Origin of the sequence: Streptomyces africanus (assembly GCF_002150735.1) — a bacterium.
Lineage (GTDB): Bacteria > Actinomycetota > Actinomycetes > Streptomycetales > Streptomycetaceae > Streptomyces > Streptomyces africanus.
The window spans coordinates 1-12,530 of record NZ_MUKA01000440.1 but is presented as its reverse complement, the minus strand read 5'-3'; the positions used below and the strand labels follow the sequence as shown (position 1 = coordinate 12,530).

Below are 12,530 nucleotides of genomic sequence, written 5' to 3'. Positions count from 1 at the left end.
TCCGAGGGGCTCGCGGGCGGGGTGGACGGGGGCTGAGACTGAGCAGGCGGAGGCGTGAGCTCGCACTCCTTCGTGCCGCCGTTCCAGCCCGCGATCAGCTTGTCCTTGATGACCGGGCGGTCCGGGCCCTTGGGCAGCTCGCCGTGCTCGAAGCCGTCCTTCGCGTCGAGCTCGCCGTCGAACTTCACCGCGCCCCGGTAGAGGTCGATCTGCCCGAAGCAGCCCTTGTCGGGGATGGCGATGTCGAGCGAGTCGGTGCCGCCCGGCTTGACCGTCACCGTGTCGAAGTCGACGAACACCTGCTCGCCGGAGGTCGCGAAGGTCGCGCCGTGCGCGAGGTAGGAGGCCAGGGAGGCCGTACACGTGGCGGCGTCGCCGGCCGTGCGGACCTTGATGTGGACCTTGCCGTCCTCGGTCGGCTTCAGGTTCTGGTCGTCGACCTTCACCGAGTCGAAGAAGTTCGAGCCGTCGAGCGAGAACTGGCAGCGGTCGGTCCCGGTCTCCGTGCCCGCGCCGGTCCCGGGCTTGTAGGTGCCGCCGGACGACCAGCCGTCGCCACCGGGCGTACCGGTGGCGAACGCGGTGGTGGCGGAGGCGGCGCAGAGGGCGAGGGCCGCGGCGCCCGTCCCCAGCAGGCGTCGCGCGGTGACACGTCTCGCTATGGACATGCGGATCCCATTTCTTGGCTGTGCCGAACCCGGGTGACGGCAGGCGGGCAGCGCGCGGCGCACGGCTGCCGGGGCCGCACCGGAGGGTGAGTGGTCGAAGAAACACTGGACTCATTGGTCACATGTGCCTCAGTGCGCCCCCATCGTGGCCGTGCCGCAGCAGGCTGTCAACCTGCGGGTATGCAAAGGGAGTTACTCCACCATCACACTTCCATCACAGCAGGAATGGATCACTCCGATCGGCGCGATGGTTCCTCTTTCCGGCATTCTGGACAGATTCAATGCTGTCGATGTCGTCGATTCCGCCGCCCGTACGCCCCGCACAAGGAGACCGCGTGACCGATCGCTCCACCCTCGACCTGTCGTCCCGGGACCCCGACTGGTGGCGCCAGGCCGTCGTCTACCAGGTCTATCCCCGCAGCTTCGCCGACGCCGACGGTGACGGCCTCGGCGACCTGCGCGGCATCACCCGCCGCCTCGGTCACCTCGCCGCCCTCGGCGTGGACGCCCTGTGGCTGAGCCCGTTCTACCCGTCCGAGCTGGCCGACGGCGGCTACGACGTCGCCGACCCCAGGGACGTCGACCCGCGTCTGGGCACCCTCGACGACTTCGACGCCCTGGTCGCCGAGGCCCACCGGCTCGGTCTGAAGGTCGTCGTCGACATCGTGCCCAACCACTCCTCGCACCAGCACGTCTGGTTCCAGGAGGCCCTGCGCTCCGGGCCCGGCTCGGCGGCCCGCGACCGGTACGTCTTCCGCGACGGCCGCGGCGAGCAGGGCGAGCTCCCGCCCACCGACTGGCAGTCCGTCTTCGGCGGCAGCGCCTGGAAACGGGTGCCCGACGGCCAGTGGTACCTGCACCTGTTCGCCCCCGAGCAGCCCGACCTCAACTGGGAGAACCAGGAGGTCCGCGCCGACTACCGCACCACCCTGCGCTTCTGGTCCGACCGCGGGGTCGACGGCTTCCGCGTCGACGTCGCCCACGCCCTCGTCAAGGACCTGAGCGAACCGCTGCGCGACCTCGGCGCGCCCGAGCTGAGCCGCGAGGCCGCCCTCACCGCGATGCCGCCCGGCACGCACCCGTTCTACGACCGCGACGACGTGCACGAGATCTACCGCGACTGGCGCAAGATCCTGGACGCCTACCGGCCGCCCCGCATGGCCATCGCCGAGGCATGGGTGCCCGGCGCCCGGCGCGCGCTGTACGCCCGCCCGGACGAGCTCGGCCAGGCCTTCAACTTCGAGTACCTGGAGGCCGGCTGGGACGCGGACGAACTGCGGCAGATCATCACCGGCTCGCTCGCCACCGCCCGCGCGGCCGGCGCCTCGGCCACCTGGGTGCTGTCCAACCACGACGTCGTCCGCCACGCATCCCGCCTGATGCTCCCGCCCGGCACCGACGAGAACGCCTGGCTGCTCTCCGGCGGTCACGCCCCGGCCGTCGACGAGGCGGCCGGACTGCGCCGGGCCCGGGCGGCCACCCTGCTGATGCTGGCGCTGCCCGGCTCCGCCTACGTCTACCAGGGCGAGGAACTCGGCCTGCCCGAGGTCGCCGACCTGCCCACCGAGGTGCTCCAGGACCCGATCTGGGAGCAGACGGGCCACGTCCGCAAGGGCCGCGACGGCTGCCGGGTGCCGCTGCCGTGGACGACGACCGGACCGTCGTACGGCTTCGGGCCGGGCGGCGCCTGGCTGCCGCAGCCGCCCGGCTTCGCCGCCTACGCCGTCGAGGCGCAGGACGGCGTCGAGGGCTCGACCCTGGAGCTGTACCGCACGGCCCTCAGGCTGCGCCGCAAACTGCTCGACGGCGAGGAGCTGACCTGGGCGCAGGACGCCCCGGACGGCGTCCTGCAGTTCGACCGCTGCGAAGGCTGGCGGTGCGTGACGAACCTGTCCGGCACGCCGGTCCCGCTGCCGGCCGGCGAGGTCCTGCTGAGCAGCGCCCCCCTGGAGGACGGCCGGCTCGGGCCGGACACGACGGTGTGGCTCGGGCGTTAGCCCCGGCCCCGGGGCGAGCCCCCGGGGCCGTACCACCCGCACGGCCCAGCAGCACGCGCCACCTGCGGGAACGCCCCGCGAGAATCGCTGGCAGAGTGCCGTCGACGTCCGCACAGGGAGCCCCGCCCGCCATGAACAGGTCCAGGAAGACAGCAGCCGTGGCGGGGGCCGTCGTCGCCGGGGTGCTCGCGTGGCCCGGCCCGTCGGCGGCGGCCGGGGACGGTGAGCCGTGGGGTGCCGCGACCATCGCACCCGGCCGGGAGGGCATCCTCGACGTCACGGGCCCCCAGGGAGCGGCGCCGGGCGCCACGCTGACCCTGACGGCGCCCCGGGGCACCCGGGTGACGGCCACGCCGCTCGACGCGCCCGGCTACCTCGGCCGGGTCGCCGCCGACGGCCGCAGCGGGACGTACACGGTCACCGGCGACGCGGCCGGGCAGTCGTGGCAGGGCCGTGCCTTCCCCTTCGTGCTCGCGGTCCCCGCGGACGCCGTGCCCGGCACGCGGCTGCGCGGCTGCGCCCTGCGGATCACCGACGCGGCCGGGGTACGGCAGGCGGCCGGCCGGTGCGCCGTGACCGTGGGCCTGGCCGGGCCGACGCTGACCAGCCCGCTGTCCGGCGTGGCGCTGGACGTCCGGCCGCGGATCGCCGGTACGGCCCACCCGGGCGCCCGGGTCACCGTCCGCGACAAGGACGACCGCGAGGCCTGCGCGACCACCGCCGCCCCCGACGGCACCTGGGCCTGCACCCCCAGGGCGCTCCCGGCGGGCGCCAACCGGCTCCAGGCGGTCGCCACGCTGAACGGGGTGAGCGCCATGAGCGAGCAGATCGACATCTCGGTGGCGGACGCCGGCGCCGGTCAGTAGCGCACGGCCCGGGGCACCTCGGCCCGGACCTGGCCGGACAGGTCATGGGTGCTGCGGGCGGTGGCCGTGGCGGTGTCGCCCGCCTGCACGTGGTCCACCGTGACGATGACCGTGTCGGTCAGCCGGCCCCCGGCGTCGGTGAAATCGACCTGGACGGCGAAGGACCGTTCCGAATCGTCGGTGTTGGTGACGGTGACCTCGGCCCGGGCCCGGCCGTCGGAGCCGACGGTGGGCCGGCCGGCCTTCACATCGCCCTTGACGTCGATGCCGCCCCGGATGTCGTCCAGCCGGCGTCCGGCCTCCGCAGTGGCCGACTCCACCGCCTCGGAGGCCCGCGAGGCGTACGACCCGACCGCCGACTCCGCCTTGCGGGCGGCGTCCTCGGGGCTGTCGCCGCCGCAGCCGGTGAGCACGGCGGCCAGGGCGAGCGGCAGTACCGCCGCGCCCGTCGCCCAGCGTGCGCGTCTCATGGCCTCATGTGTGGCCGAGGCCGCCGCCGCCGAAGGAGCCGCTGGATCCGGGCAGCCAACGGCGGGGTTTCTGGTCCTTGCCCGTCCTGGTGCTCGCGTGGTGCAGCTCATGGGGCAGGAGCCGCTCGCCGTCGCGCGTCACGACCGGCATCTCGTCGGGCTCCCGCATCTCCCGCATCTCGCGGACCGGCCCGCCGTCCGGGAGGTGCGGCTGCTCCTCGGGGCTCGGGTGGTGCGTGTCCTTGTCCATGACGCGCATCCCGACCAGCACGGCCCAGATCAGCGCGAGGGCGATGATCGCCCCGCCGACGAAGGCGAGGGTCACGGCGATCGCGTGATCCGGCGAAGCCGCCAGCCATTCATACGTTGCCGTAGTCATGCTCCGATTATCGCCGACGCAATGCGATAAAGCGCCCGCAATATCCACAGATGAGCATCCCGGTGATGCGGGCAACCTTCCCGGGCCCTGTGACGACCTGCCGGTGATACCCCGTCCCCCACACGAGGGAGATCACCATGCGCAGACACCTCGCACGGCTGCTCACCGTGCTCGCCGTCCTGGCGGCGGCGTTCGCCACCCCCGGCATGGCGAGCGGCAAGGCGCAGGCCGCCGACGAGTGGAACCCGCCCGCGAACCTCGTCCAGCCCCTGAACGAGGTGTGGAACCACGTCGAGTCGACCTACGACAACCTGTACGGCTTCCGCAACTACGGCTGGGACCAGGTCATGGCCAACCGCGGCAGCGTCAACTACTGCGTCCGCTGGGAGTCCGACGCCCCCGTCAGCGCCGCCCTGCGCGACCGGATCCACGCGGCGCTGAAGAAGCAGTTCGGCAAGTGGATGACGGCCATGACCGAGAACGGCAAGGGGCACAACGCCTGGCCGTACACCACTGTGCCCGTCAACATCGTCGGCTGGGCGGTGAAGGACCGCTCCACCCTCCAGTGGACCGACAACTCCGTCGACATCTACACCGGCATCCTCGACAGCGGCGGCGCCCCGCAGTGCGCCCCGGACTGCGGCCGCTTCTTCCACCAGGACGGCAACTACTCGAAGTGCCCGGGCGGCGCCGCCCGCCACTACGACCAGTCACTGTGGCTGACCAAGGGCTTCGGCGGCGGCGCGGGCGGCGACTGGGGCCAGCGCATGGGCCAGGAGTACTTCACCGGCGCCCTGAACCAGGAGAACATCCACATCTACCTGCACGAGGTCGGCCACACCTTCGGCCTCGACGACTTCTACGACTGGTCGCCGACCGGCCAGTGCTGCTTCCTGATGAAGGCGGGCAGCGCCACACAGATCACGGAGTTCGACAAGTGGATGGCGCGTGACTTCTGGCGCCATCTGAAGAGCCGCTACGGCCTCTGACCGACACCGGGCGGTACGGGCGGGCCCCGGCCCCCGTACCGCCCCGCGGGGTACCGTTGAAGTACCGCGGGTATGCCGGAACCGGTGGCCGACGGTCTCCTGGCCACGCCCCCGTCGCAGCAGGAGCCCTGATGACGTCCGCCTCCTCGCCCCCGCCGCCCCTCCCGGCACCCTCCGAGGTCCGGCTGAGGCTCGCGGCCCAGCCCCGCCTCGGCCGCACGGCCCGCCGTATCGACGGGGCGTGGTGGCCCCGCTCGTACGACCTGGCCGCGGAGCTGCCCGGGCTGCTGGCCGTGCTGCCGCGCGCCTGGGGCCGGGTCAGCAGCGTCCTGGTCCACGGGGACACCTGGCTGCCCTGCCCGGAGCGGCTGGACGTCGCCGGCCGTGAGGTCCACGTGGGCCGCAGGGAGTCGCCGGCCACCCCGGACACGGTCTGCCTGCTCACGCCCGGCCGGGGCCGCTGGGACCTGCAAGTGGTGCCGCCCGCGACCGCGGAGGCGGAAGCGGCCGCGCTCATGGAGCAGGCCGTCACCCAGGACGCCTGACGCCCCTGACCCAGGGCCTGTCGTGTGGATCAGGTCGCAGGCAACCGACAGAGCTGATCAGCGCCGGTGAGCGGCATCATCACAGGCTCGCCCGGCCGGTCGCCGTTCGGCCGGTTCCCCGTTCGGGCCCGTCCGGGAGGCGGAGCGGGGCGCCGGGTGGCAGATTGCGGGCAGTGGAAGGCCGGTCCGGGCCGTCGCGTCCCCGCGTGTGCCGCTCGGGAGCCCGGCCCGGCCTTCCCGCCCTCCGGTGTCGCCGGCCCGGTGCGGTCAGTACCCGATCCGGAACGTCGCGTCCGCCCGGTCCGTGGCCGTGGAGACGGGGTCGATGCGCAGGGCGTAGTCGGAGTGGCGGATGTAGCGCGTCGGATGGTTGTGCGAGCGGAACGACGTCCAGGCGGTGTCCGCGAGCCCGGCGACCTTGTGGAACGTGGCGTCCTGGGCGAACACCGACGTGCCGTCGTTGACGTCCAGCCGCAGCTCGTAGCTGTAGTGCCGCAGATACCGGTCCGGATAGTTGACCGACTGGAAGGACACCCCGGAGGCGTCGGCGAGGCCGGGGACGAGCTTCCACTGGGCGTCGGTGTACGGGTCGAAGGGGTAGGGGTCGATCCGGCCGGCGAAACCGGCGTGGCGGACGTAGCGGTCCGGGTGGTTGTACGACTTGAGCCGGTTCCAGGCCGGTGCCCCCCAGTGCGCGAGGAGGTTGTCGTACTGCGTGCCGGTGAGCGGCGCGATGCTGCCGTGCTTGGAGTTCACCGGCTGGGTGTAGCGGCGCTGGTCGACCGGCGTCCAGGTGCCGGAGGCCAGGTCGCCGGTCTGCCAGGCGTAGAAGACGCCGTTGGGCGTGTAGGTGTCGCCCCAGAGGTACCAGGTGCCGGACGACGGCGACTTCACCAGGATCGGCGCCTCGGTGCCGCCGTGGGCCACCGGCGTGCTGAAGACCTGCCAGCTGCCCGGGGCGAGACCGGCGGACCGGGCGCCGACCAGGGTCTGCTTCGAACTGTCCTTGAAGTACAGGTAGTTCGTGCCGCCGACGCCCAGGGCGAGGCTGCCGTCGATCACGTCGTAGCCGGGGTCGAAAAAGACCTGCGGCGCGGACGCCGTGCGGAAGTCGGTCGTGTAGTTGACCATCAGCACGTTGTGGCCGCTGGAGTTCACGGACGAGTAGACGATCCCGTACTGCCCGCGCGAGGCGTCCCAGAACGCTTCCGGGGCCCAGCTGTGCGTGGTCATGTCGTGCAGCTTGAGCCTGCGGTAGCCGGTGAGGGAGCGCAGGTCGGCGGAGTCCCAGACGTGGATGTACTGGCTGTTGTAGCTCCAGTCGGTGCCCTTCAGGTCGGTGGCCAGCACGGTGAACGTGCCGTCCTGCCTGCGCAGCACGAACGGGTCGCGCAGGCCGCCGGCGCCCTGGGTGGGGGTGGCGACCGGCTTGTTCTGGTTGAGCGGCGTCCACTCCAGGCCGTCGAGGCTGACGGCCAGGTGCAGGCCGTAGTCGGTGCCGAGGCCGTCCGGGGACTCGGTGAAGTAGGCCATCACGAACGCCGGACCCGTCGCCGCGCCGGCCGGACCGGCGCCCAGGGCCAGATCGGCGGTCAGGGCGAGCGGCACGGTGGCGGCCATACCGAGGACACGGCGGCGTGAGGGTCTGCGGGGGGTGGTCATGGCGGCTCGGCCTTCCGTCGGGGGGTACGGAGCGAAGCGCGTTCGAAACTGCGAACGCAGTTCGGTAAGTCGGCCAGACCGTAGGGGTGGGAGACGTGCGGCGTCAATGAGTCGGACGGGACGAAAACTCCGGTGGAATCAAGGCGACTTGTGGTCAACTCCGCCCTCGACCGGCCGATAAACGATCATCCCGTGGGTGGATGTACGCCGCATCCGCTTCCCGTGACGATGACCCCGACCTTTTCAACACCGAGGAAGGGGAAGGCCGTTGCGTATCGCCCGGCTTCTCGGAACCGTCCTGGGCACCACGTTGCTGACGACCACCGCCGTGCTGACCGCGCCCGCTCACGCCGGCCCGGCCGCGCCGCCCCCCGGGCCCGTGGACGGAACGTCGCTCGACACAGCCGCCCTGCGCGACTCGCTGGACGCCATCCACGAGGCGGGCATGTACGGCGTCTTCTCGTCCGTCAGGGACGGCGGCGAGCGGTGGACCGGAGCCTCCGGCGTCGCCGACGTGGAGAGCGGACGCCCCGTCACCCCGGGCATGCGGCACCGCGTGGGAAGCATCAGCAAGACCTTCACCTCCGTCGCCCTGCTCCAGCAGGTGGAGCGCGGCCGGCTCCGCCTCGACGCGCCCGTCGGCGACTACCTCCCCGACCTCATACCCGGGGAGCGCGGCCGGCAGATCACCGTCCGCATGCTCCTCAACCACACCAGCCACATCGGCGACTACATCGTGGGCGCCTTCCCCTCCCTCGCCAAGGGCTCGACCGCCAGCCTCGACGAGGAGCGCTTCCGCTCCATCCGCCCCGAAGAACTGGTCCGGCTGGGCCTCGCGGCCCCCGCCACCGGACGCCCGGGCGAGCTGCCCGGCTCGTACTCCAACACCAACTACGTCATCGCCGGCCTGCTCCTGGAGAAGATCACCGGCCAGGACGCCGAGCGGCACATCACCCGCAACGTCATCGACCGGGCCGGTCTGCGCCACACGTCCTTCCCGCGCACCCCGTACATCAAGGGCCCGCACCCGCGGATGTACGAGTCGTGGTACGGCCTGATCGACCCGCCGCGCGACTACAGCGTCTACGACATGTCCTGGGCGTACACGGCGGGCGCGGTCGTCTCCACCACCGACGACCTGAACCGCTTCTACCGCGCCCTGCTCGGCGGGAAGCTGATCGGCAAGGCCGCCCTGGACGAGATGACGCGCACGGTCCCGGTGAGCGGCATCAACTACGGCCTCGGCATCTACTCGCTGGAACTGCCCGGCTGCGGCCGCTTCTGGGGCCACGACGGCGCGGTGTTCGGCGCCGGCATGACCGCGCTGTCCAGCCGGGACGGCAAGCGCCAGGTGGCTCTCGCGCAGAACCTGATGAAGTATCAGAGCGTCGACGAGAACGGCCGCCCGAAGCCGCACGCGATCGACAACGCCCTGTACACGTACGTCGTCCGCGCCCTCTGCCCGGCCGGTTCCGGGACCGCTCCCGAATCCGCTCCCGGGGCCGGTCTCGTGAGCCCGGAAGACGCCCATGACGGACTCAGCAAGCGGTTGCCCGGAATCGACCATTCTCAGTTGACCAGGAGCCTCAAGTTTGGTCAGCTGTCCCACTAGTTGTGTTCGATTCTGATCGAGCGTTTCCGGGCTCCCTGGGGGGGAGCTTGTGACAAGTGGGGGAGTTTCCTTGATGGATCACGGTTCCGTCGTGCTGCGCCGCGCCAGATTCCGGCGCGGCGCGGCGGCCCTGGGCTTCGTGGCGTTGACCGCCGCCACCGCCCTGACGGGCGCGCCGGGCGCCACGGCCGCCGGCAGCGCGGTCCTCGCCGGGAAGACCTGCACGCCGACGGAGGGCTTCTCCGGCTGCCGGCTGTTCGATCCGACCGGCGCCCGCGAGGAGTTCCAGGTCCCGGCCGGTGTCACGGCGCTGGACGTGCGGGCCTGGGGCCAGGGCGGCGAGGGCACCCCCTTCGCAGGCGGCGGCGCGGGCGGCTACACGGCGGGCACGCTCGGCGTCACGCCCGGGGAGCGGCTGTCGCTCGCGGTCGGCGTGCAGGGCTTCGGTGACGCGCTCGGCGGCGCGGGCGGCGACAAGTACGGCGCGGTCGGCGGCAACAGCAGCGGCGTCCGCACCAGCGACGGCAAGCCGCTGCTCATCGCTGCCGGTGGCGGCGGCGGTGGCTACGGCAGCCTGGACGCGGGCCAGGGCGGCCCCGGTGGCGGCGAGCGCGGCCACGACGACACCGAGTCCGAGCGCGGGGGCAAGGGCGCGGCCGGGGACACCGGCGGCGCGGGCGGCGGCAACGGCTCCTCCGGCGCCGACGCGTCCGGCGGCGGCAAGGGCGGTGCGGGCGGCTCCGGTTCGGGCGGCGCGGGCGGAGGCGGCGGCGCCGGCTACGCGGGCGGCGGCGGTGGCGGCGGCACGGACGACGACCGGGGCGCGACCGGCAGCGGCGCGGGCGGCAGCGCTTACGTCGACGCGGACCGGGTGACCGGCGCGCGGCTGCTCAGCGGCGACCGCACGGTGGCACCCGCCAAGACGGACCCCTTCTGGCAGCCCTCCGGCGAGCCGGTGCGCGGCGGCATCGCCGAGGGCGGTGTCAACACCGACCGCTCCGGCAACGGGCGCATCGTCTTCCAGTGGAAGACCCCCGCGATCGCGGAGCTGACCCAGGTCTCCGGAGCCGGCCAGACCACCCAGCCGGGCGGCGGCGCGGACCCGGTGGCCGTGGTGGTCCGGGACAAGGCCGGCAACCCGGTCGAGAACGCCTCCGTCACCTTCACGGTCGAGGACCCGGACAAGCTCGGCGCCTTCTTCTTCGTCAAGGACGGTGCCGACACCACCGAGCTGGCCGTGCCGACCGACGCGCGGGGCCGCGCCCAGTCCGCGCCGCTCGAGACGGGCACCGGCAAGGAGGGCGAGTTCGCGGTCCGCGCCGAGGCCGGCGGCGCCTCCACGGTCTTCACCGTGAAGGTGCGGAAGTCGGCCTACGCCGTGAGCGTCGCGGGCGGTGACGACCAGCGCGCCGAACAGGGTGAGGCCTTCGAGGAGGCCCTCCAGGCCCGCGTGGTCAAGTCGGGCGCCACGGCACCGGCCGGTACGGAGGTCGAGTTCCGGGTCGAGGACGACAGCGACGACGCCCCCCGCTTCGAGGACGGCGAGCAGGTCGTCCGCGTCAAGACCGACGACTCGGGCAAGGCCACGGCCCCGACCCTGACCGCCGGTGAGGGCACGGGCACGTACACGGTCGCCGCGTCGGTCGGCGAGGCCATGACCCAGTTCGCCGTCGAGGTCGTCCCCGGCGACGCGTCCGCATCGCCGTCCCCGAGCCCCTCGACCGACCCGAGCCCCTCGGCCAGCCCGAGCCCGTCGCCCAGCACGAGCACGTCCGGCACGACCGGCGGCACCGGCTCCTCCACCACGGGCGGCACGTCGACGGACCTCGACAGCGGCAGCCTCGCCTCGACGGGCGCCGGCGGCATCGGCATCCTCCTCGCGGCAGCGGCGGCCCTGGCCGCGGCGGGCTTCGTGGCGTTCCGCTTCGGCCCGCGTCTGAAGCTCCGCTCGCGCGACGGCGCGTGACACCACGCCATCCCGACTGCCCGCACCCGGTCACCGGGTGCGGGCAGTCGCCGTTTCGGCGGCGAGAGAAGCAGATGGTGAGAGAGGGGCGCGTTTTGCGGAACCTTTGCCCGGGGGTCGGGCGTTGATCCGGTGAGCGCGCGGGAGCGGGTTCGCGAGATGACTTCCGACGATTACCGAGGTGACTCCATGGCAGTCTGGGACCGGCTCAAGGATCAGGCCAAGGCTCTCCAGCAGAACCAGGGCGGGCGTGGCGCCACCGCCGGGCACAGCGGCGGCCACAGCGGCGGGACGCGGTCCGGCGGCGGCAGCAAGGCCCAGTTGATCGGCGTGCTGAAGACCCAGCTCGGCTCGCTGAAGACCGAGCTGAAGAGCGGTGCGTACCGGGACGCGAGCATGGCGGTCTGCGCCCTGGTCGCCGCGGCCGACGGGCAGGTGGACCCCGCCGAGCGCCAGCAGGTCGAGTCGATGATCCTCAGCAACGACGTGCTGCAGAACTTCCCGCCCGAGCAGCTGCGGCAGCGTTTCAACAAGCATGTGGACCAGCTGACGATGAACTTCCAGCACGGCAAGGCCGAGGCCATGCAGGAGATCGCCAAGACCGCCAAGAAGCCCACCGAGGCCAGGGCCGTGATCCAGACCGGCATGGTCATCGCCGGTGCCGACGGCCACTTCTCCCAGGCCGAGGCGCAGGTCCTGCGCGAGGCCTGCGCGGCGCTGGGGCTGTCTCCGGCGGAGTTCCAGCTCTGAGTCCCGGCCCTGAGTCCCAGTCCTGAGTCCCAGCCCTGAGTTCCAGCTCTGATCAGCGACCCGGCTCGGTGAAGGCGGCGGCTCGGCCGGGCCGGTAGTCCGCCGCCTGCTCGGTGAGAGGAGCACCACGCATGTCCGTAGACGGGCCCGCCTCGTCCCGCCGCGCCGTCCTGGCCACCGCGGCGTTACTTCCCCTGGCCGGTTGCGGCACGGGCGGCCGGGACACCGACCGCGCGGACCGGGCCGCCACGAGTGCCCGGCCCACACCGGAGCCGAGCCGCAGCACCCCCGCCCCCCCCCCCCGCCGCCCTCGGCTCGCGGACCTGGAGCGCGAGTACGGCGCCCGCGTCGGCGTCTACGCCCTCGCGACCGGCACGGGCGCCACGGCGGTGCACCGCGCCGACGAGCGCTTCGCCTTCTGCTCGGTCTTCAAGGCCCTGGCCGCGGCGGCGGTCCTGCACCACCGCTCCCTCGACGGCCTGGACCGGCGCGTCACCTACACGCGGGCCGACCTGAAGTCCACCTCGCCGATCACCGGACGGCACGTCACGACCGGCATGACCCTGCGCGACCTCTGCGCCGCCGCCGTCCGCTACAGCGACGGCACGGCGGCGGCGCAGAGGTCG

The 12,530-nt window shown here is 72.9% G+C and carries 12 protein-coding genes; 8 read left to right on the top strand and 4 right to left on the bottom strand.

The window, feature by feature from the left end:
• The coding region (locus tag CCL05_RS39205; protein ID WP_086565378.1) for a hypothetical protein at positions 1-668 on the bottom strand (668 nt) is incomplete at its 3' end.
• Between the two features lie 290 nt (positions 669-958).
• Between CCL05_RS39205 and CCL05_RS39200 the strand changes: the two genes are divergently transcribed.
• Both CCL05_RS39200 and CCL05_RS39195 read left to right on the top strand, forming a co-directional pair.
• Complete coding sequence (locus tag CCL05_RS39200) at positions 959-2,665, top strand: glycoside hydrolase family 13 protein (protein WP_244204552.1); 1,707 nt, start codon at positions 959-961, stop codon at positions 2,663-2,665.
• Positions 2,666-2,796: 131 nt separating this feature from the next.
• Complete coding sequence (locus CCL05_RS39195) at positions 2,797-3,531, top strand: hypothetical protein (RefSeq protein ID WP_086565376.1); 735 nt, start codon at positions 2,797-2,799, stop codon at positions 3,529-3,531.
• Here the strand turns inward: CCL05_RS39195 and CCL05_RS39190 are convergent.
• Positions 3,525-4,001 carry a hypothetical protein gene (locus CCL05_RS39190; protein ID WP_167409702.1) on the bottom strand — a complete coding sequence of 159 codons (477 nt, stop codon included), beginning with the start codon at positions 3,999-4,001 and terminating at the stop codon, positions 3,525-3,527. The two genes, CCL05_RS39195 and CCL05_RS39190, sit on opposite strands and share 7 nt — an antisense overlap.
• A 4-nt stretch (positions 4,002-4,005) precedes the next feature.
• Positions 4,006-4,380: a DUF6479 family protein gene (locus tag CCL05_RS39185; protein WP_086565375.1), complete on the bottom strand. Its 375-nt coding sequence runs from the start codon at positions 4,378-4,380 to the stop codon at positions 4,006-4,008.
• Between the two features lie 137 nt (positions 4,381-4,517).
• On the opposite strand from CCL05_RS39185, the gene CCL05_RS39180 reads away from it, so the two are divergent.
• Together CCL05_RS39180 and CCL05_RS39175 are read left to right on the top strand one after the other, a co-directional pair.
• On the top strand, positions 4,518-5,369 hold the full coding sequence (locus CCL05_RS39180; RefSeq protein ID WP_208641714.1) for a hypothetical protein: 852 nt from the start codon (positions 4,518-4,520) through the stop codon (positions 5,367-5,369).
• A gap of 131 nt (positions 5,370-5,500) precedes the next feature.
• Positions 5,501-5,914 (top strand): DUF5994 family protein, encoded by a 414-nt coding sequence (locus tag CCL05_RS39175; protein WP_086565374.1) that lies wholly within the window; start codon positions 5,501-5,503, stop codon positions 5,912-5,914.
• Between the two features lie 267 nt (positions 5,915-6,181).
• Here the strand turns inward: CCL05_RS39175 and CCL05_RS39170 are convergent, their stop codons facing one another.
• Positions 6,182-7,576, bottom strand: a complete 1,395-nt coding sequence (locus tag CCL05_RS39170) for a glycoside hydrolase family 43 protein (RefSeq protein ID WP_086565373.1) — start codon at positions 7,574-7,576, stop codon at positions 6,182-6,184.
• A gap of 268 nt (positions 7,577-7,844) precedes the next feature.
• Between CCL05_RS39170 and CCL05_RS39165 the strand changes: the two genes are divergently transcribed.
• The 4 genes from CCL05_RS39165 to CCL05_RS39150 all read left to right on the top strand — a co-directional run.
• Positions 7,845-9,188 (top strand): serine hydrolase domain-containing protein, encoded by a 1,344-nt coding sequence (locus CCL05_RS39165; protein ID WP_086565372.1) that lies wholly within the window; start codon positions 7,845-7,847, stop codon positions 9,186-9,188.
• 73 nt (positions 9,189-9,261) lie between these two features.
• Positions 9,262-11,154 carry an Ig-like domain-containing protein gene (locus CCL05_RS47210; RefSeq protein ID WP_086565371.1) on the top strand — a complete coding sequence of 631 codons (1,893 nt, stop codon included), beginning with the start codon at positions 9,262-9,264 and terminating at the stop codon, positions 11,152-11,154.
• Between the two features lie 189 nt (positions 11,155-11,343).
• On the top strand, positions 11,344-11,904 hold the full coding sequence (locus CCL05_RS39155; RefSeq protein ID WP_086565370.1) for a tellurite resistance TerB family protein: 561 nt from the start codon (positions 11,344-11,346) through the stop codon (positions 11,902-11,904).
• Positions 11,905-12,035: 131 nt separating this feature from the next.
• On the top strand, positions 12,036-12,530 hold a 495-nt coding region (locus CCL05_RS39150; protein WP_158102528.1), incomplete at its 3' end, for a serine hydrolase.